The organism is Weizmannia sp. WK01 (assembly GCF_025905465.1).
Classification (GTDB): domain Bacteria; phylum Bacillota; class Bacilli; order Bacillales; family Bacillaceae_C; genus Weizmannia; species Weizmannia faecalis.
In genome coordinates this window covers 891,797-915,601 of sequence record NZ_CP109616.1, presented here as the reverse complement: position 1 = coordinate 915,601, position 23,805 = coordinate 891,797, and the positions used below count along the sequence as shown (strand labels likewise).

The 23,805-nt window shown below is 42.4% G+C and carries 17 protein-coding genes, 1 pseudogene and 1 riboswitch; of the genes and pseudogenes, 5 read left to right on the top strand and 13 right to left on the bottom strand.

Annotated features, from left to right (window positions below; all coding sequences use genetic code 11):
* Positions 1–216: 216 nt before the first annotated feature.
* The 5 genes from OF158_RS04135 to OF158_RS04115 form a co-directional block, all read right to left on the bottom strand.
* Positions 217–1,902, bottom strand: coding sequence for an IS1634 family transposase (locus OF158_RS04135; protein ID WP_014096930.1), 1,686 nt, complete (start codon positions 1,900–1,902; stop codon positions 217–219).
* 325 nt (positions 1,903–2,227) lie between these two features.
* Positions 2,228–3,592 (bottom strand): PTS ascorbate transporter subunit IIC, encoded by a 1,365-nt coding sequence (locus OF158_RS04130; RefSeq protein WP_035182290.1) that lies wholly within the window; start codon positions 3,590–3,592, stop codon positions 2,228–2,230.
* Positions 3,593–3,703: 111 nt separating this feature from the next.
* Positions 3,704–4,003, bottom strand: a complete 300-nt coding sequence (locus OF158_RS04125; RefSeq protein ID WP_035182291.1) for a PTS sugar transporter subunit IIB — start codon at positions 4,001–4,003, stop codon at positions 3,704–3,706.
* Positions 4,000–6,117 (bottom strand): BglG family transcription antiterminator, encoded by a 2,118-nt coding sequence (locus OF158_RS04120; protein ID WP_035182292.1) that lies wholly within the window; start codon positions 6,115–6,117, stop codon positions 4,000–4,002. The genes OF158_RS04125 and OF158_RS04120 overlap by 4 nt, the downstream gene beginning before the upstream one ends.
* A 351-nt stretch (positions 6,118–6,468) precedes the next feature.
* Positions 6,469–6,933, bottom strand: coding sequence for a DUF8821 family protein (locus tag OF158_RS04115; RefSeq protein WP_026684858.1), 465 nt, complete (start codon positions 6,931–6,933; stop codon positions 6,469–6,471).
* A 600-nt stretch (positions 6,934–7,533) separates the two neighbouring features.
* Here OF158_RS04115 and OF158_RS04110 point away from each other — a divergent pair.
* A complete protein-coding gene (locus OF158_RS04110) occupies positions 7,534–8,970 on the top strand; it encodes an NCS1 family transporter (RefSeq protein ID WP_035182293.1) in 1,437 nt (478 codons plus the stop codon).
* The gene (allB, locus tag OF158_RS04105) at positions 8,960–10,357 is read left to right on the top strand and encodes an allantoinase AllB (RefSeq protein ID WP_035182294.1); all 1,398 of its coding nucleotides are present in this window, start codon (positions 8,960–8,962) and stop codon (positions 10,355–10,357) included. The genes OF158_RS04110 and allB overlap by 11 nt, the downstream gene beginning before the upstream one ends.
* 510 nt (positions 10,358–10,867) lie before the next feature.
* Here the strand turns inward: allB and thiW are convergent.
* The 7 genes and pseudogenes from thiW to OF158_RS04070 form a co-directional block, all read right to left on the bottom strand.
* Positions 10,868–11,385: pseudogene (gene thiW / locus OF158_RS04100) on the bottom strand (energy coupling factor transporter S component ThiW).
* 39 nt (positions 11,386–11,424) lie between these two features.
* Positions 11,425–12,216, bottom strand: a complete 792-nt coding sequence (tenA, locus tag OF158_RS04095; RefSeq protein ID WP_337680452.1) for a thiaminase II — start codon at positions 12,214–12,216, stop codon at positions 11,425–11,427.
* 36 nt (positions 12,217–12,252) lie between these two features.
* A riboswitch (TPP riboswitch) is annotated at positions 12,253–12,342 on the bottom strand.
* A gap of 330 nt (positions 12,343–12,672) precedes the next feature.
* On the bottom strand, positions 12,673–13,566 hold the full coding sequence (locus tag OF158_RS04090; protein WP_014095935.1) for an alpha/beta hydrolase: 894 nt from the start codon (positions 13,564–13,566) through the stop codon (positions 12,673–12,675).
* 303 nt (positions 13,567–13,869) lie between these two features.
* Complete coding sequence (locus OF158_RS04085) at positions 13,870–14,124, bottom strand: hypothetical protein (protein WP_225621020.1); 255 nt, start codon at positions 14,122–14,124, stop codon at positions 13,870–13,872.
* Positions 14,125–14,649: 525 nt separating this feature from the next.
* A complete protein-coding gene (locus tag OF158_RS04080; RefSeq protein WP_035182296.1) occupies positions 14,650–15,426 on the bottom strand; it encodes a class I SAM-dependent methyltransferase in 777 nt (258 codons plus the stop codon).
* Between the two features lie 323 nt (positions 15,427–15,749).
* Positions 15,750–17,141 carry a 23S rRNA (uracil(1939)-C(5))-methyltransferase RlmD gene (gene rlmD / locus OF158_RS04075; RefSeq protein ID WP_035182297.1) on the bottom strand — a complete coding sequence of 464 codons (1,392 nt, stop codon included), beginning with the start codon at positions 17,139–17,141 and terminating at the stop codon, positions 15,750–15,752.
* 372 nt (positions 17,142–17,513) lie between these two features.
* The gene (locus tag OF158_RS04070) at positions 17,514–17,840 is read right to left on the bottom strand and encodes an acyl carrier protein (RefSeq protein ID WP_014095944.1); all 327 of its coding nucleotides are present in this window, start codon (positions 17,838–17,840) and stop codon (positions 17,514–17,516) included.
* 394 nt (positions 17,841–18,234) lie between these two features.
* On the opposite strand from OF158_RS04070, the gene OF158_RS04065 reads away from it, so the two are divergent.
* Positions 18,235–20,427, top strand: coding sequence for an alpha-galactosidase (locus OF158_RS04065; protein WP_035182298.1), 2,193 nt, complete (start codon positions 18,235–18,237; stop codon positions 20,425–20,427).
* 219 nt (positions 20,428–20,646) lie between these two features.
* Positions 20,647–21,267: an RraA family protein gene (locus OF158_RS04060; RefSeq protein ID WP_035182299.1), complete on the top strand. Its 621-nt coding sequence runs from the start codon at positions 20,647–20,649 to the stop codon at positions 21,265–21,267.
* Positions 21,268–21,774: 507 nt separating this feature from the next.
* On the opposite strand, the gene OF158_RS04055 is transcribed toward OF158_RS04060, so the two are convergent.
* Positions 21,775–22,953, bottom strand: coding sequence for a pyridoxal phosphate-dependent aminotransferase (locus OF158_RS04055; RefSeq protein ID WP_035182303.1), 1,179 nt, complete (start codon positions 22,951–22,953; stop codon positions 21,775–21,777).
* Positions 22,954–23,101: 148 nt separating this feature from the next.
* Between OF158_RS04055 and OF158_RS04050 the strand changes: the two genes are divergently transcribed.
* On the top strand, positions 23,102–23,725 hold the full coding sequence (locus tag OF158_RS04050) for a YhbD family protein (protein WP_035182304.1): 624 nt from the start codon (positions 23,102–23,104) through the stop codon (positions 23,723–23,725).
* The last annotated feature ends 80 nt before the right edge of the window (positions 23,726–23,805 follow it).

Here is a 23,805-nt window from a genome sequence, read left to right as displayed (position 1 = left end):
TTTTCATTTTAAACATTCGCATGAGTAGGCACCATCAGCAACTCGGCTTTCTACATTAAAACCCACATTTCGCACGTCTTAAATAAAATTCATTTTAATTTTTGAATGAACTATATTTAAACATTTTGGTGGGATGATATCTTCTTATTTTTGAGGAATTTTCGATAAAGTTCTATTGAATTCGACATTCTTTTCATGAATTCCTCCTGTTGTGTGTTATTCGCCTTTGTTTTCGACATTTTTTGACACGTATATTGATAGATCATACCCGCATAATTCAATGATTTTTTTGGCTTGTGAATCAATATTATCGGGTAAGAGCCTTAATTTTTGTCGATTTTGATTTATAAGGATCACGGTGATATCTTCTAATTGCTCTAACAATGCTTGACCTGTGGGTTGATAGAGTTTCCTTTTTCCTTTCAAGATTAGAGATAGGTTCTTTTCTTTCAGTTCTTTTCTAACTCGATATTCTAAAATTCCATAGATTAATAAAGCCATCACATACACAATCCCTAAGGCCTCAACCCTTTCCGGGGTTTTCAAGTAAATGGCATCAATCATTTGTGAATCTTTGATTAATCGGAAACGGGTCTCAACGGCCGACTGTCCTTTATAAACCCTCAAAACTTCTTGATTGGATAGTGTCTCCTCGTCTAATTTATTTGTGATTAAAACAAAAGTGCTGAGCATTCTTTTCTTATTTTCGATAAAATCATGATCTTTTTCAAACGATTCCAGTTGTATCTGATAGATTTGTTCTCGTTTTGTCTGTTCGTCCTTTTTAGGTCTTCCTCTCTTTTTTCGTTTGATAGGTTGATCACTCATCTGGACGTTTAGTTTATAACAGAAATATGAAGCCTTTTGTTTTTTCTTAAAAGATTGAATTGCTTCTAGTGCGTCCTCTTTACAATGAAAGATAACTTTACTTAGTTTTTCTATCTCTTTTTTTAATTTTATTTCTTCCTTTTCGATCGCCCGATTTAGGGTTTTCTCTTTTCGTTGATCTAAATTGTTTGAGTGGACAACAAGAAACCGGTAAGGAAGGTTTTGAATTTGTCTTTCAAAAGCTTGAATTTGGTAAATAGCTGCGTCTTTTTTATTGCTAAGTGAGCCTACCCTTTCCCAGTTATTGAGCAACCATGCCTCTTTCTTTAGTTCTGTGCTTAAACCGAATGTATCAGGTAAACGGGAAATAAACGATAAATTTTGTTGTTGAATTTCCGCTAGATTTTCCGTTGTGATTAATGCAGAATCGGCTTGATAAATGAGATTTTTCCAATCTTCATGGGAAAGGATTTTTCTCATCTTTTGAATGAATTCCACATTCCAAGATTTATCCGAAGTATTCCCATTTTCTACTTTTGCAAGAATAGGAATTCGTTCAGGTGTGACCCCCATCCCCAGAACGATTTGTTTTAAGTCAGGCCTATGGGCCTTACTATACCCGTACGTAATTTGCAGTCCATCTTCCTTCGGTTGTTTATATTCACCGTAAACAGAAATTGATGTTGTATCGTTATGGAGTACACCAATAGGAAGATTCAATTTTTTTAATGCTTTTAATGCAAGGGTGGAATATACTTTCCATGCTTCGGCTTTATACAAGTAATCTAATGCTCTTCCTAATGCATCATCATTTAATTGATCGGGTGAAATCGATGTATCGAAAAGCATCTCAGAATCTAGGTTTTGATAGAATTCATGAACCTTATAAAGGGGCTTGCCACTGCATAAAATGTTTAAGACAAGGGCTTTAATCCTTGTTCCGGGTGAGATATGACAACGGACAGAATCCCATTTGACTAAATTATTAATGGTCTTTTCGAGTTCTATTTCATCACACAGTTTAGATAAAAGTTGAGACGGCCCCACATGTAAGGTTAAAATTTGATCTGACATAAAAATTTCCTCATCTTCCTCTAGTTAGATAATCATTCAATTCTACAAAGAAGGAGAAAATTCCTTTAAAAAAATCACAAAATAGAAAAATTTACGTGCGGAATATGCGTTAAAAGAAAGCTCTTTTCGCGGCTACAAGAAGAGCTTTCTTTCATTTTTAAGCCAATTGCTTTTTCTTTTTAAGTGATTTGAAGAGTCCACAGCATTTTAGCAGTACATGCGTTCATACGGATCCATTCATCCGCTTTAGTCTTTTAAAATGGCAGCCATGGAGGTCCGGACCATTTACACTTATCTCATCTCTAAAATTCCCCAAACCAATTGGTTATTTATTTCCAGCAGGATTTGCATTTTTCTTTTTGAACGCGGTTAGAATAAGCATAATGGCAAGAACAGCAAAAATTCCTGTCGTTATCAGTACAACGCCTCCTAATCCTCCTAAACCTCCTAAGAAAAGGCCGACAACACCATAGTCTGTATCAGAGAATGTAGAATTTTCAAAGCCAAGATTGCCTAATACCGGCATCAACGCAATCGGCATGAAACTAATAACGATTCCATGGATGAATGAACCGAGTATCGCACCTCTGCGCCCGCCTGTTGCATTGCCAAATACCCCTGCTGTTGCACCACAGAAAAAGTGAGGAACGACACCTGGTAAAACGATTATCGTGTGGAAGGCAATCATCAGAAACATGCTCACGATTCCTCCGATAAAGCTTGAGAAAAAGCCGACCAAAACAGCATTTGGGGCATATGGAAAAACAATTGGACAGTCAAGTGCCGGTTTAGAGTTTGGAACTAATTTTTCAGAAATCCCTTTAAACGCCGGAATGATTTCGCCTAAGATCAAACGGACACCCGAAAGGATGACAAACACACCTGCAGCAAAAGTACCTGCCATTTGGATGGCATAAATAATAAAGTTTGTTCCATCGCTTAGTTTTGCTTCAATATATCCTTTGCCAGTAAAAATAGCTAGAATTATATAAATAACTCCCATCGTAAGCGTTATGGCAACCGTTGAATCACGCAAGAAGGAAAGGCCTTTTGGGACTTTAAGATCTTCTGTTGAATGGTTTTGATTTCCGAAAAATTTACCAATAACAGCTGAAATCATGTATCCAAAATTACCGGTATGTCCAAGTGCAACTTCATCTGTACCAGTAACATTTTTCATGAATGGCTGCACGATAGCCGGTGACAAGGCATTTGCCATTCCGAGAATCAATCCGCCTAAAAGGATTAAGGGTACGGATGTAAAACCGGATACCGTCATAATGACCGCAATCATACAGGACATATATAAAGTCGCATGCCCTGTTAAATAGATATATTTAAATCTCGTAAACCGTGCAATGAAAATATTGACAATCATGCCAACCAGCATAATCAATGCTGTCGGTGTACCATATTTTGTGAGGGCAAGGGCTACAATCGCCTCATTATTTGGGACAACACCCTGAACGGAAAAAGCATGTTTAAACATTTCCCCAAATGGTGTTAAAGAATTCTGTACAATACCCGCACCCCCTGTTAAAACCAGGAATCCTACAAACGTCTTTATACCGCCCAGCAATATGTTACTGATCGATTTCTTTTGAAGGATTAAACCGATAACGGCAATTAAAGCAACAAGAAGTGCCGGCGTACTGGCAATACCAATTAATACATTTAAAAAATCTTTCATGATCTCGTCACCTCAATTTGTCTGAATGAAAAAATAATGCTTTGTTCATTCATCTTTGGTTAGATCTGGATAAAAACGCATCCATGCACGAATTTTTTGCTTATCCATGAATTATTCAGGCAAACGACCGGATTCTTGCAAAAATTGAACCACTTTTTCTTTCAATTCATTTTTATCAATAATACTTTTTAATACTGTTACTTTCTCGGCTCCAAGTTTTTCAGTTGCCTCAGCTAAATCCTGGCCGACAAAGAAATGGTCTGCAGAATCCGGGGTAGCACTTCCCATATCGAAGTGAGTCACTTCAATATCATCCTGATTAATCCCTAATTGATCTAAAATCGACTTGATGTTCATTTCAATCATGAAACTGGAACCTAAACCTGATCCGCATACAGCTGCAATTTTCATTGAATATTCTCCTCCTCTGTAATAATGGATAAAATTTCTTCTTTCGTTTTCGCATGTAAAAGTTGCTCTAATTTTTCTTCCTTCCCCAGCAATGTTGCAAGCTCGGATAATGCTTTTAAGTGGGCCGTATTATCGATGGCTGCTAAAGTAATAAAAATCCTAACCGGATGTTCTTTATCTACTAAATCAACCGGTTTATCAAGCTTCAACAGTGACATTCCTAAGTGCTTGACACCATTTTCGGGACGTGCATGCGCCAAGGCAATTTCTCTGCCAATATTGATAAACGGCCCATGCTGATTGACAACGTTTATCATGGCATCAATATATTCCTGGTTAATTTTGCCCTCCATTAAGAGCGGGCTTGCGCTCTTTTGAATGGCTTTCATCCAATCGAGGCCATCATTTTTTACAACTTGAATTGTATGATCAGTTAATAGCTCACTCAGCATTGGCTGATAGATCCCTCCTGTTCCACTCTTGAAGTTTGGTTTATTAAACAGCTGAATTAATCCTTGTGTTAAGCCATTAAAGTCATGAATCTTCGCATAATCACTAACAACATCCAAAATAGATGAGACAAGTTCATTTCGATAAATATCAAATTGAACAAGATTTTTGGTGAGTATTTTTAAATCCTGATGATCCGGGATGGAATGAACTGTAATGACTTTTTTATTTTTTTCCGGAATGTTTACCGTGGAAATCACCAGGTTTTCCTGTATTTCCGATTGTTTTAAATACTCTCGCTCTGTGATTGGACCTTCAAAACTTACAAATGGAAACAACGATTGAAGTTTTTGTTTCAAGATGGCTGCAGTTCCAACACCGCTGCTGCAGACAAGCAAAACTTTTTGAACTGCTTTTGTAGGCCAGTTTTTTCTTTGTTTATCAATTTCCGCACCAAAATAAATCGAGATTAACGAGATTTCATCTTCACTGATAGAATGTTTACAAAAGGCTTCAAAAGGCTGAATGGAGAATCTTGTAAATGAAAATACATTCCCGTAATTCTTTTTGATCTCCTTTAACAGCCTGTTTTGATACTTCACACCATAGCGCACCCGATAGTAACAAGCAAGAAGATGCACGTACAGATTCTTTTTCAATTCATAAATATTATCGAAATTGATGCCGGATATTTGTTGAAAACGTAAAATCACTTTTTCAACGACCGTATCCAATCCGGTAAATTTTTGCGGTGCATATTTGGACTCCGAACTGATAAAATTGATCTGGCTGCTCAAAAGAAGTGTTTCTATATAAAAGATTTCGTTTTCATATACTTCAGGATTAATATCAAATAACTTTAACAGCTGCGAAACCAGTTCGTATTCAGGGTACGTTTTCAGAACATTTAATTCGTATTCTTTTAATGGTCCGACTGTTCTATTCTTTTTAATTCGCTGAATAACAAACGGGATATAAACCGATAAAATGTTTATAGCGTCGTCCGAAAAATGTTTTCCCGTCAATCTTTCTACATCTTCTAACCATGCACCGGTTCCACGTATAAATTGATTTTCAGCTTTGCAATCGATGAAGTGTTGAAAATGTTCACTGCTTATCATTTTTTTGTACAAATTTGAGTGATTGCTAATAAATTCATGAAACCACCAACGGATATCTTCTTCTTTTCCGCTTAACCAGTAGCCGTGTTTAGGATCATTTTTAAGGGCAAGGTTGGACTTTTTAAGCAGGCTTCTGGCCCGATCAATATCTGTTATAGCAGTATTTCTTGAGATATTTTCAAGTTCAGACAGCCCTTCAAGGGTAACTTTTTTCGTACTGATTAAACTAAGCAGAATATCTATGTTGCATCTTTCATCTTTTGAATATTTAATCGGTGTTGATTCTTCGATGGCATCCTCTGTTTTAAGTATTTTTTCTTTCGTTTCTTTTTTTAGATAGTAGCCCTCATTCCTGACATTTTGAATGGGCTCCATTTTTTTTGCAAGCAATTCTTTATTTAGAGCGTTGAAAATATAATAGACCGTTCTTTTGGAAATTTTAAAGGTGCTTGATAAATCTTCAACAGATGTGTATCCTTCTTGATGTGCTAAGTAGTTTAAAATGAGCTTTTTCTTGGAAGCGCCCATATTTTTCACTCCCATTTGTTCCTCCTTCCTACATTTTCATCATATAACAAATGTTAAAACATGTAAGCGCAATCAGTTCAGAAGACTATGTGCAAAATTGGGCTGCTTAATTGAAGGATCAACTAAAACAGCACGACTAGAATGGGGAGTTTTTCTCAGCTGGGCGGAAATTGGAATATCTTACAGTTAAGTTGAAAAAACAAATGAAATTAATAAAAAGTGATGGAAAATGTGGCATTGGTTATGTAGATGGCAGTTGATAGAATAGTTTACGTCCTTGAAGAACGAAAAGTAACGAAGCTTGCCGGACGAATCAGCTTTTGGCCTGTTCTGACTCGTCCAGCAAGCTCGTCCAGATTATTGCTTTTAATACTCGCCTTTTATGACAAAAAATGACCCCCGTATGGTGCCGGCCAGTTTTGACTTTTGTCTGGCAAATTTAAATTTCCCTTCTAATTCCTTTGGTACTTCCATCCCCTCAGAAAGTTTAAAACCAACCGCCCGCTTCTTCGGATCATCTATGGAATACATTACATTGACAACGAGGCCATCCTCGTAAAAGACGTAAGCAAATTGGATATTTTCCACTTGAAAACGCGAAGTTTCCAATGGCTTGGCTGCAAATTCAATGCCGCGTTCTTCTTTCAAAATCCTATTCACATATTCTAGGGTCTCTCCGCTTTCTGCAGCTGGCAAAACAGTAAATACGTGTTTGTATTTATTCATAAAATAGCGCGCCTCATTCGCACGCAAACCGGCTAGCGCCTTCGCAACAGGTGAAGACTCTAGACCAACATCAGACACATTTTTGAAATCAACGATATAGGACATGCGCAACGCTCCTTTTCCTAAATGGATTTGATGTAAACACAACAATATATAAAAACCATTCTATACTTAACCGCTTACAATATTTGTCCTCGCTCACCAGAAATGATCACTGATATTTTTGGGCTCTCACCTAGCATTTCTATTATAACAAAATTGGTAGCACTGAATGGGGAAATTGCTGAGGCGAGTTTTCGGTGCAAAACATCCATACAAATCCGGCCGTGACCATTTTTGCTAAAAAATCCTGGTTGAATCATGTGCAGAATCTGCTGTTTTTACATTTCCTACAGCAGCGATTATTTGGATAAAGGATGTCTCCTCAAACCCAAGCTTTTGTTTTCACCAAGAAAAAATCTTTCAGCTCTCCCTCCTATTCATGTTAAGTTACCTTACATAAAAAACAAAGAAAACACCAACACTGGTTCTACTTTATCTATTTTGAATAATAAATAGATAAAGAATTGTGCAAAATCGCTAATGAAAAACCGTTTATCCTTTGCTATATTAAAAATATAGATGACATTATATGTGATATTAAACGACATCAAAAGAAACATTCCAAATTCACTACCGTAAATCTATTGAAAAGGAGCTGAAGCAATGGCTACTCAATTGGAAAGTGCTTATCCGCAACCGCAGAAGAAGGCGAGTATGGATCCCTCCCTGATCCCGAAAACAGATGCAGACAGAACAGTTGGCCCTTTGAATTATATTTTTATGTGGATTGGGGACGGGGTCAATATTGGAAATATTACGCTTGGTGCAAGTCTGATTGTGGCCGGGATGGCGACATTAAACATTTATCAAACTTTTGCTGCGGCATTGATCGCCATCAGTATTATTTCAACCATCTTTTCATTGAACGACAGATTAGGCTACAAAACAGGCATTCCGTACGTTGTCCAGCTGAGAATGTCCTTCGGCGTAAAAGGTTCGATATTCACATCGCTTTGCCGCGGGATACCTGCCATTGTTTGGTACGGATACCAAAGCTGGATTGGCGGCACGGCTTTAAATGAAATGGCCAAAATTGCAACGGGCGGAGCTTTTGACAATGCGGCTGTTTGCTTTATCGTGCTCCAATTGTTTCAAATTGCGCTCTCCCTCTATGGCTTTCATGCGATTAAGTGGGTGGAGGCCCTGACTTCAGTCGTGATTTTAGCTGCACTTTTCTATGTGTTCAGCATTCTTCTCACATCCCATAGCGCCACGATTGCAAACAAATGGGTGCATGCAAAAGGAACGTGGGGGCTGCCATTCTTTGCTTTTATCATGACGTTTATGGGCAATTATGCCGCCATCTTTTTAAGTGCAGCGGATTATTCAAGAGAATTGAAAGCCGGGATCAGCCATACAAAAAGAAGGTTATTGTATTTTATTCCGATCTTTATCGCATACGGGTTTGCTTTAACGATGGGGGCCATGCTTGCTTCTGCTACCGGAATTACAAATCCTGTAAAGGCTTTTTCAGCAGTGGTCGATAATCCTTATATTACATTTTTCGTGTCTGCGTTTATCGTGATCGGGACCGTTTCGGTGAATATGGTTGCCAATATTATTCCACCAACTTACGTCATTACATTGCTTACGAAATTAAAATTTAAGTATGCTGTCACCATTACAGGGCTGCTTGCTTTTGCATCTTTTCCATGGGTGCTTGTCCGGGATTCTTCAGCAAAGGGGCTCGACATTTTCATTCTGGCTTACTCGGCGTTTTTAGGTCCGATTGTAGCCATTCTATTGATTGAGTACTACATCTTCCGAAAACAAAAGGTAAATATCGCCGACTTGTACGCGGAAGACGGGCCTTATTCCGGCTATAACCCTGCGGCTGTCATTTCATTAGTAATTGGCGCGGCTGCCGCATTTGCAAAAGTGGAACTGGCATGGATCATCGGCTTTGTTGCGGCTGGTTTAGCCTATATCATTCTGTCAAAATACGCATTTCCGTTTTCAAAATTTAAAAAGGATACAATTTTTCAAAACACAGTCGTTCTCGAATCAAATCACAGGGAGGGGATTCACAATGAAATATGATACGCTCATAAAAAATGGAAAAGTTGTTTTTAGAAACAGCGTTAAAATCGCTGATCTTGCCATCCAAAATGGAAAAATTGCTGTAATTGCGGATAAAATTGAGGAAACGGCAGAACAAGTTTATGACGCTTCAGACCAATATGTGATGCCGGGAATGGTCGACATCCATGTGCATATGTGCGAACCGGGGAGGACGGAATGGGAAGGATTTGAAACCGGAACAAAGGCGCTTGCCGCCGGGGGAACGACAACCTATGTAGATATGCCTTTAAATGCGCTGCCTGCCACGACAACAAAAGATGCTTTAGAAAAAAAGCTTGCCGCTGCCGCCGGCAAAAACTATGTGGACTACGCTTTTTACGGCGGATTAGTCCCAGGTAATCTCGATCAGTTAAAAGAACTTTCCGATTGCGGTGTTGTTGCTTATAAATGTTTTATGGCCAGCTGCGGAACCGATTTGCCGGGAGACTTTAAAAATGTAGATGATTACACGCTTTATGCGGGGATGAAAAAATTAGCCGAGCTGGGACATATTTTATTGATTCATGCAGAGAATGCCGCCATTACCGATGGGTTAGCAGAGGAGATGATCAAACAAGGGAAAACAAGTCCGGCTGATTATGTTGCAACACGGCCTGTATTTACAGAAGTGGATGCCATCAAGCGGGCGCTATATTTTGCGAAACAAACCGGGTGCAAACTGCATTTTGTCCATGTCAGCAGTGCGGAAGGGGTGGAAGAAATTACGAAAGTGCGGAACGAAGGACAGGATGTCACGCTTGAGTCATGCCCCCATTACTTTACCATCACAACAGCCCAATTTGCGGAAATCGGCCCACTTGCCAAATGTTCCCCGCCTTTGCGCAGCGAAGCGGAGCAGGAAAAACTTTGGGAAGGATTGAAACAAGGAAAAATCGATATGCTGACATCCGACCATTCCCCTTGCCCGCCTGTAATGAAGGACAGCGAAACCGGAAATATTTTTGAGGTATGGGGCGGCATAACCGGGTGCCAGAATAATGTCGATTTGATGTTCGATGAGGCTGTCAAAAAGCGCAATATTCCCATTACGCAATTTACGCGCATGATTGCAACCAACCCTGCCGAACGTTTTGGCTTAAAATCGAAAGGGGAAATTGCGCTCGCAAAAGATGCGGATCTCCTCTTTCTCGATCCCGACCGGCCATACACGGTAAGTGCGGAAGACCTCTATTACCGCCATAAGCACAGCCCGTATATCGGCAGAAAAATTGATTGCCGGGTTACGAAAACTTTTGTAAGAGGACAGCTCGTATTTGATCTGGATGGCGGTGGTATCAAGGGTGAGCCGGTTGGCAAATGGATCCGGCCAGCGAAGGTTTCAGACTATGCCGGAGTGCCGTCATAATGCCAACAGCATCAGGCTCTGCTTTCAAGAGCCTGTTGTTGCTGGCACAGATTTCGGGACAGGAATAAAAATAACGCAAGACAGCTTGCTGTTTTCAAGAGCCTGGTTTTGCTGGCATGGATTTTGACCGGTTATCAATGGCTGGCAACCTGTATGCACCATGGCAAATGCCTTCAATCCTCCGTGGTGCTTCGTTCAAATGTAAATGTAAGAGGAAGCTCGTATTCAATCTGGATAGCGGCTGTATACAGGCGAGCCGGTTGGCAAATGGATCCGGCCAGCGAAGGTTTCAGACTATGCCGGAGTGCCGTCATAATGCCAATAACATCAGGCTCTGTTTTCAAGAGCCTGATGTTGCTGGCACAGATTTCGGGACAGGAATAAAAATAACGTAAGACAGCTTGCTGTTTTCAAGAGCCTGGTTTTGCTGGCATAAATTTTGACCGGTTATCAATGGCTGGCATCCTGTATGCGCCGTGGTAATGCCTTCACTCCTCCCCGGTGTTTCGCTCAAAACTTACGGTTGCTTACGGTATGATTGATCATTCTGTCCCACCCTTTATTTTTTTGTAAAACTTTTATCAAAACATAGCCAAAAATGGCCCCTGCAAAAGAGCTTAAAAAGAAGGCAGGGATAAATCCGAAAAGCGTTGACGCTTGGCCGAGTAAGAAAACAACAATGGGATAACATGCCAAGGCACCGAGAATGCCTGTCCCCATAACCTCCCCAACAAAGGCAAAAATGAGCTTATTCGTCTTCGCGTACAGATAAGCTGCCAAAAACGCGCCGATCATGCTTCCCGGAAAGGAAAAATACTCCCTGTCCCAAGCAAGTTACGTAAAAGCGAGGATATAAAAGCTTGCGTAACCGCATAACCGGGGCCTAGCAAAACAGCCGAGAGTATGTTGGCAAAATGCTGTACCGGAAAAATTTTTGCAAAACCAACCGGGATATAAATCAAGCTGCTGGATACAGTTGTGATAGCTGCAATAACTGCAGTTGCTGTTATTTTTTGTGTTTTTCTCATTAGAACCAACCTTCCCTCCTTTTTAGTTGTGAATGAAAATCAGACCGGCCAGTCTTGTTTTTTATCGTTCATATCCCAAAATAAGTATTCATACTTTGAGGCTATTTGAAAATGGCGTTCTAAGACTGCCAATTCCGTTTCTGATTTTCCGCTTGCCAGTTGGTCCATTAAGTCAATTAACCACTGCGTTCCGGAGCCGAACGTTTCTGAAGAATAGGTTTCGATCCATTTCTTGTAAGGATTGGCCTCCAATGTGTCTCGATGATTTACTTTTAGCAGTTTCCCAATTTCCCAATAATCCCAGGCACACGGCAACAAGCAGGCAACAAGTTCAGCCAAGCTTCCATTGGCGGCCACTTGCAGCATATAACTCGTGTAAGCAAGGTTGATCGGCGTTGGTTGGGTTGCTTCTAAATCCGTCCGAGTAACGCCAAACTCGGCAGCGTATTGGCGGTGCAGTTCCATCTCAAAATGCAACGATTCATGGAGCACCGCAGCAAATCTCGTCATCATGCCGAGGTTACCCGCTTTCACAACACCCATGGCAAACAGTTTTGCGTACTCAACTAAATATACGTAATCCTGCTTTAAATAATAGATAAATTTATCTCTTTCTAAAGTTCCGTTCCCCAGTCCCACGACAAAAGGATGGTTATGGTTTTTCTCCCAAATCGGCTGGACATTTTGATATAGTCTTTCTGTAAAAGATCGTTTCAACAATGATTCCTCCTTGTTTACCGGAAAGCCGAATGCGGTTTGCAGGCTGGTTTCACCCTTTGCCCCGAGCAATGGCAGGAGGAGCATCCTCAAAATAAAAAAACCGCCCTCCATCGGAAAGCGGGTGTATCAATTACAAATCATCAGGTGTAATTTCATCACCTACTTCCCTTCGCTAGTACGAACTAGATCAGGTTCAAAGGGTACTTCTCAGCCAACCCGGCGCCCCTAGTAGATTATTATGAATATTCATTTACATTACTCTTACCATATCATAGTATCGTATTTTGTGCAACAGGAGATTTATTGTCCGTCTTTTAAGTTTTTGTAAAATATGGAAACAGAGCCAAAGAATGTTGACTCAAATGCTGCCTGTACCACGCTTCAGTTCCCGAGATACGGTATTTTTATTACAGCCAACCATATCAGTGATTACTTGCATGGATTTCCTTCTGCACGAAGGGTGGCAATCTTCACCATAGATAAACCCCCGTATTGATTGCGTTTTTATCGCAAACGGTTTATCATGGTTTTTTTCATTTATTTAGCTTGTTGCATTTGATTATCCAACTAGCCTTTTGTAATTTTATCAAAAAAGCCTATATAATCTACTATTGCATTTTCAAAATAATCACCTAAATAAATATCGAAATGTCCACAGTCATACTCTTTTATCGTTGCTTTCTTGGAGCGTTTTGCACACTTTATGGTTGCCCAAGCAGGTGCTAATGTATCTTTCCGACAAACCGCATAAAATATCGGTATTCCTATATTTTTAGTGTATCTACTAGGCGAATATTTAAAGAATTCTAAAACCGATCTTGCGGGGGCTTTATTCACAAACTTTAAATTTTCAGGCATCAACTTAAAAACCTTTTTGTAGTCAGAAACAGCCATCATCGCTACTTTCCCCGGCGCATCCACCAATTTAATCATGACCGGATGATACCCGGTAATAGAAGATAAAACGTCAGCTATGGCAAAGGGGAATATTTTTAGGGCAGATAGTGGTGAGACCGTTTTCACTGTAGCTAAGGTGTTTGTATATGGGCACTGTGCCACGGTTGCAAGAATATCTATTCGATGAGCTGATAGGGTTATAACGTGTCCCCCACTAAACGAACTTCCAAACAGGAGTATTTTACTATCATCAATGCTATCATTCTTTTTGATGAAATCAATGGCAGAGTTCCAATCTGCAAGTTGTTCTTTTACATTTATCCGTTGTCTTTTATTTCCGTCACTTGCTCCATGGTTACGATAATCAAATAAAAAGCAGGCATACCCGGCAGCAGCAAACCTTTCAGCATATGCGTCCAACCGCATTTCACGCACTCCACCCAAGCCATGAGCCATTACAATGACCGGGCACCTTTTATCTACATTGGGTAGATATAGCCACGCGCTACACCTTGTTCCATTTGAATAAAAGTCAATATCTTCTCGTCGAAATTGATTGTTCATTTTTCTCCCTTCTCCCGCTTCAGGCGAGCACAAACATTGCACGAAATAGAATTGACATATACGTATAAAAATGGCTCCACAGTGAACTACTCTCACTTCGATGGGTCACTCGAAGTAGGGGTTTCTCGACTTATCGTTACTTTACGAGCTAATGAAAGCTGACCAAGCGATCCTTTTTGTTCCAAGCGTTTATGTTTCATACTAACACCAATAAGCATATGCCTTCTTGTTTGTATCCCCGAATATTGCTCAATTCGTCCAGCGCAGTTTGTGACCAAAATACACGATACTCTTTGTCCACGCTTAAGACCCCTTGAAACATCTCCGAAGATACTTAAGCCCCTGTTCTTTGCTGTAAATGCGTCCGTTTCGCCGATCTTCGCGACTCTTTTGAACCTGACGAACAACTTCTTCATCTTTTGCCAGATATTCAACTTCCTTTTCGTTTAGTGCTTGTTCTCCCCGCTTGAAGGTTAAAAATTCAATAAAATCATACACTTCAAGGACATCTTGTTCAGGAATTTGATCAATCATCCGCTTTAATTCTTCACGGCTCACTCTCAAAACGTTTCACCGCCTTGTGGTTTATTTTCTCATTATATTTTTTAAATGCAAACACACTCCACATGGCTCAGGTGCTGTGAGATATCAGGACGTCCTATCCGTTAAGCAGAATCTGGGTTAGCCATGAGACATCTTTTAAAACGATACTCAATCAATAGCGTTTGCTTCGACATTGACGGGCACTGATTCTGGCCCGGCCTAAAATAGTAGTACCGGCCACTTTCCCTAATTTGCCGCGTTTCGGCACTGTCCAGGAAATGGCCGAAAATGGTTAAAAATACTTCAATTTCAGGACTTATATTTCCGGAAATCTATTTTATCAATGTCTTTATAATTGTTATGATCTGCTCTATAGCTATCCTTAGAGGACGCCTCACAAACACATAAATATTGTTCAGGATTTAGTAATTAAAATTGAACATCCCCTTTTGATGCATTTCCAGATCTTCTAATTTTATGCCTGGAAAAATTTGGGAGAGTATGTTGTTCTTACCCGTTGCCCTGCAGGCGGTCAATCAGCTAAATAGTTGCCTTCCATATTGTCCACCGGTCTTTTTCAACGATGTTATTTTCCTTTGTCACCTTTTTCTGGACATAATCGGTCAGCAAACTTAGTTCTTGATCATCCAGTTCATACAAAATGCTTCTTCCTGTTCTTTCACTTATGTCTTTTAATAATTGCGCTTTATTTTCGTGCACCTTTCTTGTTTCCCATAATTTAACTTCTTCAATTTTTTTGAACCCTGCTTCTTGCAAAGCCTCGATGACCGTTTGGCTGCTATGCCTGCGTTTTATTTCCTCATCAATTAATTTTGGAAATAACTCAAATAAATACCCTCTGATGTTTGTGTTATCTCCTTCTAATAAGCAATCATCGGGTGTGCGATCTTGAATAATAAAAACCCCGCCATCCTTTAACAGTCTGTGTGCTTCTTTAAAACAAGCATGCAAATCCCAAAGATGGTGTATTAACGCTCTTTCAATCACCAATTGAAAGCTTTGACTTTCTAAGCCTGTATCATAAGCGTTTCCGAGTTGAAAGGAGATATTTTTATAGTCTTTACAATTTTCCTTCGCTCCTTCAAGAATCGGTTCCGAAAAATCGATGCCTATAACAGTTTGAACGCCCATATCTGCCAGGGCTTTCGAATAAATCCCTCCTCCGCACCCGATATCTAAAGCGTTTGATATATGCTCGACAGTTAGCAGACTTTTCATCATGTCAATCCAGGAACGATCCGCAACACGGGTTGTATAAGTCAATCGATTTTGCTTACTGTGAAAATCAATTCCCATTTCTTATCCCTCATCTCTATTGAAAAATCATATTACTCTAAAAACTGAACTTAGTTTTTTACATTAAGACCAAGTCATCCATTTTACATCCTAATTGCTTTTGCAACCGGTAACAAAATAGCAATGTTTCGCTCATTCTCTCCAGCTTTATTTTATTATACCTCATTGGAAAGAAAAATTCGGAAAATTTTATTACAAATCATAAATATTCATTATAGTCCCGGTAATAAGCCGGCTATTGGAGATTTTTGATTTTGAATAAAAAATCGCCCTGATTTTGGAAAGGTGATTTTCACAAAATCAGGGCTTTGTATCGTTGCTGTTTACACATCTAAAACCAAATGCGCCACGCACTCCACATGCACCGTATGCGGGAACAAGTCCACCGGCTGGACGGCAGTCAGTTTGTAGCCAAACGGTTCGAGTTCTTTTATATCCGTTGCAAATGTGTCCGGGTTGCAGGAGACATAGACAATGCGCGCAGGTTGGGCCCGGCCGATTTTGCGCATCACTTTGCCGCCGGCGCCGGAACGTGGGGGATCGAGGAGCAGCAGTTCCGGGTTGCCGAAGCTTTCCAGCACTTCATCTATCCCTTTGCGTGCATCTTTGGCAAGGAAATATGTGCTTGAAATGCCATTGTCTTTTGCATTCCGTTTTGCCGATTCGATCGAGGATTCAACAATTTCAATGCCGGCAAGTTCCTTGACACGGTCCGCAAACGGCAGCGAAAATGTGCCGACGCCGCAGAACAGGTCAATCATTTTTTCTGTTTTCTCCGGCCGACCCATTTCAAGCGCAAGATCGACGAGTTTCTGTGCCTGTACTGGGTTGGTTTGGAAAAATGTATCGAACCATATCCGGTAACGGTAACCGCCCATTTCATCGTAAATAAAATCACGTCCAGAGAGGACATGTGTTTTTTCCGCCTGTGTCCGGTCTGCCCAATCGGTATTTTCGAGCCAGAGCAGGCTTTTTACTTGCGGGAATTTGCCGGTGATCCGCTCTGCCAAATCGCGGGCCGCTTCAGCTAGTTCCCCATCCGGCGCTTCGGTTGCAAACAGGGCGAGCATCATTTCCCCTGTTGCAAAAGACTGGCGCACCATTAAGTGGCGTAAGAGGCCTTCGTGCGCATCTTTGTCATAGCCTTTTAAGCCATGCTCTTTTACCCACGCGGCCACTTCCATCGCGCCATCCACCATTTCTTTTCCGGCAATCAGGCACGTTTCAAGCGGAATCACTTTCCGGAAATTCCCTTGCTCATGCAGGCCGAGCGATCCATCCGGAGCAAATGTAAATTCCATTTTATTGCGGTAATGCCAAGGATTATCCATGCCGATCGTATCACGGACAAGCGCCGGGTCAAAGCCTTGTGCGGCAATGGCTTCTTTTACATGGACGGTTTTTTGTTTTAACTGCCCTTCGTATGCCCACTGCTGCCAGACACAGCCACCGCAACGGTCAAAGTGCGGGCACATGGGCACCACCCTTTCCGGATGGGCTTTCAGAATTTCATCCGGAAGTGCCTTTCTTCTTCTTTTTTCCGGCTGATCCACGGTGACGCGTACTTTTTCCCCGGGAAGCGTACGCGGAATGGTCAGTTTTAATTTTTTCGCGTTACCAAGTTCATTTTCACGCCAGACAACCGCCTGCCCGGAACCTTTTGCATCAAGGCCGCGGATTTCTGTCACCAATGATTCCCCTTGCAAAATGGCCAATCCAATCTCTCCTTCCATTGAAAAACAAATATCTTGAACACGTTTAAAGTGTAAAATTTTCGATTCAAAAAAACGGGCGTTTCACTGCCTTGTAATAGTATAATGGAAAAAAAGCGGTTTGCAAATGCTGCATCGCACCGTTGTAAGCCATCCCGTAAATAAAGCTTGCTGGGCGAATCCGATTTTCTACCCAATTGATCAGCAAATGCTGTCTCAATATATAGAAGAAACTATCTGCAAAATGCAGGATTCTGTCTTCTAGTACGATGAAACAGCTCGAGCGCAAACTTTTCTCTAGATTTTTATAAACCAAATCTATAAATTTTGCTTATTCAGCAACCCATAAGCAAAACAAAGCCCGTGAATCTAGAGTTATCCACGGGCCTTGTTTTGCTTTCTGATTTCCAGTATTTTTGGCAGTTTGATCGCCAGATGTTCACGACATTTTCGCTGTTTTTCATATATATAGTCTGTTGCCTTTTCAATGGAAACAAGCTTGTTGATTTCATCTTCCTCTATATCGAAATCAAATTCATCCGATAACTCCACAGCTAACTCTGAAAGATCGATCCAGTCCGCACCGAGATCATCGACAAAAAGGGTGTCGTCCTTTATTTCCGAAGGGTCATCATCGAAATCATTCAACACAATGTCGCGCACTCTTTCCCGGATATTTTCTTTTGAAATGGTTTCCCGCATCATCATCAGCTCCATTGTGTAAATGTTAACAAATTGTTTCTCATCTACTTTTAATAATAGTCATTTTACAACGCCAGCACAAGAATGCAATACCTGACGCTAACTTTTTTATGCCAAATTTTTCCGGGGAAGGGCCGCTGCAGCATTCCCTGGATACGAACCCGCCCGGACAGCTTCTCTACAAATCAAGTGACAAGGACGGATGCAAACACTAAAATGATAGTAAAGTGTAAACGGATTCTTTCGGTAAAGCAGATGCACCATTCCTTTACCCAAAAGAATTTTCTCTAACCGTATTATCATATTGAACAAAACTGGGGATGCCTCGGCCATTCCAACTGATGCGGCAAAACTGAAAATGGCCTCTGCACTTACGAAACGAGGAGGAAGATGGATGATTTCTTTTGATGAACAAACGAAAACTTTCCATTTGCAAAATAATGAAGTGAGTTACCTTTTACAAGTGGATGCATTCGGCTACGTTGAACATCTGTATTGGGGAAAGCCGGTGAGGGCCTATCACGGAGGTCGCGCCTATCCGCGCATTGACCGCAGTTTTTCCCCGAACCCGCCCGGTGCAAAAGACCGCAAATTTTCTCTTGATACGGTACTGCAGGAATTCCCGGGTTACGGCAACGGCGATTTCCGTGAACCGGCACATGTTATCCGGCATGCGGACGGGTCAACGGTCACGGACTTCCGCTACCGGGCGAATGACATTTTAAAGGGCAAGCCGGCGCTTCCCGGGCTTCCCGCTACTTTTGCCAATCCAAATGAAGCCGAAACGTTGAAAATCATGTTGGAAGACAAGCTTACAGGCCTTCAATTAACGCTTTTATATACCATCTTTCGCGACTTTCCGGCGATTTCCCGCGCGGCTGTGCTGACAAACGGCGGAAACAAACCTGTTCGGATTGAACGCTTGATGAGCCTGAATGTCGATTTCCCAGCCGGAAATTTTGAGCTTTTGCATCTCCCCGGCGCCCATAAACGCGAACGGCAAATAGCAAGAGAAACCGTAACGGACGGCGTCAAGCGGATAGACAGCAAGCGCGGCGCCAGCAGCCATCAGGAAAATCCGTTTTTGGCGCTTGTCCGGCCTGAAACAACGGAATTCCAAGGTGAAGCATATGCAGTGAACCTCGTTTACAGCGGCAATTTTGCCGGAATGGTGCAGCAGGACCAGTTCGGCCAGGTACGCTTTGGAATCGGGCTGAATGATTTCGGGTTCAGCTGGACGCTGGAGCCGGGTGACACTTTTTATTCCCCTGAAGCGGTGATGGTATACAGCAGAGACGGGCTAAACGGGATGTCGCAAACGTTTCACACGCTCTACCGCCGCCACCTTTTGCGCGGCAAGCATAAAGATGCGGAACGCCCGGTATTGATCAACAACTGGGAAGCGACCTATTTCCGATTTCATGATGAAAAGCTGCTTGAACTCGCCGACGAGGCACAAAAGCTCGGCATTGAGCTGTTTGTGCTGGATGACGGCTGGTTCGGCCACCGGGACAATGACCGCAGTTCTTTAGGGGACTGGTATGAATACGCGGGAAAAATCCGGATGGGGCTCAAAAACCTGGCGGAAGAAATTCATAAACGTGGGATGCAATTCGGGCTCTGGTTTGAACCGGAAATGGTTTCGCGGGACAGCGACCTTTTCCGTGAACATCCGGACTGGGCACTGCAAATTCCGGGCCGCGGGCTTTCTGAAGGGCGCTCCCAATATGTGCTCGATTTTAGCCGCAGGGATGTGCGCAAAAACATTTTCCGGCAGATGACAGAAATTCTGGATCATGTCCATGTCGATTACATCAAATGGGATATGAACCGCCATATGACAGAAGTCCATTCCGCCCTGCTGGAGCCGGAAAACCAGGGAGAAACTGCCCACCGCTATATGCTTGGGCTGTATGACTTTTTAGAAAAGTTGACATCGCGTTACCCTGATATTTTGTTTGAAAGCTGTTCCGGCGGCGGCGGGCGTTTTGATCCGGGCATGCTGTATTATATGCCACAAACGTGGACGAGCGATAATACCGATGCGGCCGACCGTCTGAAAATCCAGTACGGCACAAGCCTCGCCTATCCGCCGATTACGATGGGCGCGCATGTCTCGGCCGTTCCGAACCACCAAACCGGCCGGGTTACGCCGTTATCGACGCGCGGTGACGTGGCAATGGGCGGCAATTTCGGCTATGAGTTGGATTTGACAAAATGCACGGAAGATGAAAAAGCGGTGATCCGGGACCAGATTGCATTTTACAAGGCACACCGGCAATTGTTCCAGTTTGGCCGGTTTTACCGCCTGATAAGCCCGTTTGAAGGCAACAGCGCCGCCTGGCAATTTGTCTCACCGGACCGCAACCATACCATTGCCTATTTTTTCAACGTACTGTCTGAAGCAGCCGGCCCGTTGAAAATATTAAAACTGGCAGGCCTTGACCCGGACAAAAACTACCGGCATATTGAAACAGACAAAATCTACGGTGGCGACGAACTGATGAACATCGGGCTGTATTTGCCATTGTTTAACAAACAGGACTTTGCAAGTTACAAGATGGAGTTTAAGGTGGTATACGAGTAAAAACACCGCCCCTCTTCCCCGGCAGAGGACACTGAAAAACGGTGAGACACTATGAATGGCGCGGTGTCTTGCCGTTTTCTCTTGGACTTTTTCAGCGGCTTTTCTCCTCTCCTCTATTCATTTTTGTTATGAATGAATATAACAATTTTTTATTTTCATTTTTTTCTCTATTTCAGTATAGTATACATAAAACCAGTCTTAAAGAAAGAGGGTTCAACTATGGATGCATTTGTAGACGCATTCCGTTCTATTCCTACCACATGTATATCAGATGCTATGGATGGCTTGAATAACTTGCACCCGCGGATTAAGCCATTGAAATCTTCCTATTTTCTCTGCGGCAAAGCTTTTACTGTTAAAATGCCGGTGGGTGACAATTTAGCCGTCCTAAAAGCCATCAGACATGCACAACCTGGCGATGTGCTTGTCGTGGATGCAAAAGGAGACGAGTACAGAGCCATTGCTGGCGACTTTGTGGTCGGGATGGCAAAAACTTTAGGCATAAGCGGGATTGTTGTGGACGGCGTCATTCGTGATATAGATGGCGTTAAAAAACTGAACTATCCTGTTTTTTGCAGAGGCACAACTGTGGCCGCTAGCGGAAAAAGCGGTGTTGGCGAAATAAACGTCCCCATTTCCTGCGGGGGAGTAGCCGTACATCCCGGGGACATCATCGTGGGCGATGCGGACGGAGTTGTTGTGGTCCCGGCAGAAAAAGGAGAAAAGATATTGCAAAAAGCACAGGAAAAAATAAAAAAAGACCAGCTTAGGGAAGAATCCGTCTCCGAAAACAAAGAAGAGATCATCAAGTACTTAGACTCCATGATCTCAAAATCATAAGCTGCCTGTCTCTAGCACTATTGGGGTTGTTGAACCAGAGGAGATGCTCCCTGCCGGAAAAAAGCAGCCGCCATACAAATGGATGCATGGCTTTGAAATTAAATTCACTTTATTCTATAAAACAGGGAAACATTGTTGTTTTGCTGTCTGCTACAAACACCATGCAAATGGATGCGCGGCTTTGAAATTAAGTTCAGTTTCTTCGATAAACCAGACGAAACATTGTTGTTTTGCCACCGGCTGCAAACACCATGCAGATGGATAAGTCGCTTTAAAGTTAAGTTCACCTTCTTCGTTAAACCGAGCGAATCATTGTTGTTTTGCTGTCTGCTACAAACACATGAAAATGGATGCGTAGTTTTGAAGTTAAGTTCACCTTCTTCGATAAACCGAGCGAATCATTGTTGTTTTGCTACCGGCCGCAAACACCATGAAAATTGTTGACTTACCCCCGATGCAAAAGCTTAAGTCTGTTTTACACGACATACGGCGGACTGGCCAAATGCTTCATAGTTGATATTCATTTGCCAGTTTCCTGAACGCTGCAAGCGACCGTTTCACTTTCTCTGTCGGGATGCAGTAGGCAATCCGGAAGTAGCCCGGAACGCCAAACGTATCAGAAGGAACGAGCAGCAGGTCATATTCAAGTGCTTTTTTGCAAAATGCCACAGCATCCTCTTCCAAGGCTTTCGGAAACATGTAGAATGTACCACCTGGCTTTGTGATGGAAAAACCCATATCGGTCAAGGCATCGTACAAAATATTCATGTTGGTTTCATAGACTGAAAGATCCGCCGTGATGTCCAGCACTTCGGCAACAGCGAGCTGGATGATTGACGGCGGGCAGTTGTGGCCGATGCCGCGTGAGATCTGGCCGCACATATTGACAATCAATTCCGCATCCGGGCAGTCCGGGTTCACAGCCACGTACCCGATCCGCTCGCCTGGCAGCGACAGCGACTTGCTGAAAGAGTAGCATGTAATCGTGTACGGATGATATTTTGCAACGCACGGGGCCTCTACACCCTTGAACACAATTTCCCTGTACGGTTCATCTGTAATGATATAAATCTCATGCCCGAATTCCCGCTCTTTTTCTTGCAAAATCTGCGCCAATTCCCGGATCGTAGCTTCAGAATAGACAGCGCCTGAAGGATTGTTTGGCGTGTTGATTAAAACGGCTGCCGTTTTGGGCGAAATCATCCGGCGGAACGCGTCAAAATGAATCTGAAAATTTTCCGTATCAGCAGGAACAACTTTTAACACCGCGCCCGTTTGATTGACGTATGGCACGTATTCCGGAAAATACGGCGCAAACGTGAGCACTTCATCTCCCGGTACGGTTACCGCCCTTAACGCGTGTGCAATGGCGCCGGCTGCCCCCGTAGCCATAAAAATATGTTCTTTCCGGTACGGCATGCCAAACCGCTGTTTTAAGGAATCTGCAATTTTTTCACGGACTGAATCAATCCCAAGGCTCGGGCTGTAGCCGTGCACCGCCGGGTTTTTCGCAAGTTCCATAAGTTTTTCGGTAAAAGCTTGCGGGACCGGCACGCTCGGATTGCCAAGGCTATAGTCAAAAACATTTTCAGACCCGATTTCCTTTGCACGTACTGCCCCGTATTCAGCAATTTCCCGGATGACCGATTTCTGGCCAAGCATCCTTTTGAATTCTTCCGCAATCATGTTTTTCTTCCTCCTGAACATCAATCCTATGTATAGATATAACTATAACATATTTTGAGCCCGTTATGATGAAATTTTCTAAATTTGCTTTCTTGTTTACGGTGTAACAGTGTTATGTTATATTAAAAATAGCAAAGGAGTGGCGAAAATGGATGAAGACTTAATTTCCAAAAAAGATCTGCTCGAACAAACCGGCATCTCCTATGGGCAATTATACCGGTGGAAACGGAAAAACCTGATTCCGGAAGACTGGTTTATCCGCAAATCGACGTTTACCGGGCAGGAAACCTTTTTCCCCCGCGAACGCATTTTGGAGCGGATTAAAAAAATCCAGGCGATGAAAGAAAAACTTTCGCTTGATGCGCTTGCCGAAATGTTTGCACCGGGCGGCGGGAAACGGATCAGCAAGGCAGATATACTGAAACGGGGTATTGCCTCCGATTTTGTACTAAATTTTTACATCGAACAAACGCAGGCGCAAGAACAGGCTTTTCCTTTTGAGGAAGTGCTCGCCATTTTTTTATTGGAAAAACTTTTGCACGGCGGGGAGATTTCCCTTGAGGAAGGAAAAATGCTGGTTGGGCTCTTGCAGGATGCAGAAAAATCTTTTGCAACGGAAGGCACAAACGTATGGCTGATCCGAAAGTTCGGCGTTTCCACCTGCTTTTTGACAAAAAAGGCAGAAGATATTTTGTTTGACCGTGAAGCAAAAGTGATTGTCAGCCTTGATCTGATGGAGTTATCAGCAGAATTAAAAGGAAAATGGCTATAGGAGGCGGGCAAAAGTGGGAAATCTTGTCATAAACGGAGTCGCATCCTCAAACGGCGGGACTTTTGACGACGTCATCGTGA

Bases quoted from the DNA above. Each gene is read 5' to 3' on its own strand.
- OF158_RS04110 (WP_035182293.1), top strand. From the start codon at position 7,534: ATGGCTACTCAATTGGAAAGTGCTTATCCGCAACCGCAGAAGAAGGCG.
- OF158_RS04080 (WP_035182296.1), bottom strand. From the start codon at position 15,426: ATGGGAATTGATTTTCACAGTAAGCAAAATCGATTGACTTATACAACC.
- OF158_RS04070 (WP_014095944.1), bottom strand. From the start codon at position 17,840: ATGCGGGAAACCATTTCAAAAGAAAATATCCGGGAAAGAGTGCGCGAC.
- tenA (WP_337680452.1), bottom strand. From the start codon at position 12,216: ATGGAGGGCGGTTTTTTTATTTTGAGGATGCTCCTCCTGCCATTGCTC.
- OF158_RS04065 (WP_035182298.1), top strand. From the start codon at position 18,235: ATGATTTCTTTTGATGAACAAACGAAAACTTTCCATTTGCAAAATAAT.
- OF158_RS04125 (WP_035182291.1), bottom strand. From the start codon at position 4,003: ATGAAAATTGCAGCTGTATGCGGATCAGGTTTAGGTTCCAGTTTCATG.
- OF158_RS04050 (WP_035182304.1), top strand. From the start codon at position 23,102: ATGGATGAAGACTTAATTTCCAAAAAAGATCTGCTCGAACAAACCGGC.
- OF158_RS04115 (WP_026684858.1), bottom strand. From the start codon at position 6,933: ATGTCCTATATCGTTGATTTCAAAAATGTGTCTGATGTTGGTCTAGAG.
- allB (WP_035182294.1), top strand. From the start codon at position 8,960: ATGAAATATGATACGCTCATAAAAAATGGAAAAGTTGTTTTTAGAAAC.
- OF158_RS04120 (WP_035182292.1), bottom strand. From the start codon at position 6,117: ATGGGAGTGAAAAATATGGGCGCTTCCAAGAAAAAGCTCATTTTAAAC.
- OF158_RS04055 (WP_035182303.1), bottom strand. From the start codon at position 22,953: ATGATTGCGGAAGAATTCAAAAGGATGCTTGGCCAGAAATCGGTCATC.
- OF158_RS04090 (WP_014095935.1), bottom strand. From the start codon at position 13,566: ATGAACAATCAATTTCGACGAGAAGATATTGACTTTTATTCAAATGGA.
- OF158_RS04130 (WP_035182290.1), bottom strand. From the start codon at position 3,592: ATGAAAGATTTTTTAAATGTATTAATTGGTATTGCCAGTACGCCGGCA.
- OF158_RS04060 (WP_035182299.1), top strand. From the start codon at position 20,647: ATGGATGCATTTGTAGACGCATTCCGTTCTATTCCTACCACATGTATA.
- OF158_RS04135 (WP_014096930.1), bottom strand. From the start codon at position 1,902: ATGTCAGATCAAATTTTAACCTTACATGTGGGGCCGTCTCAACTTTTA.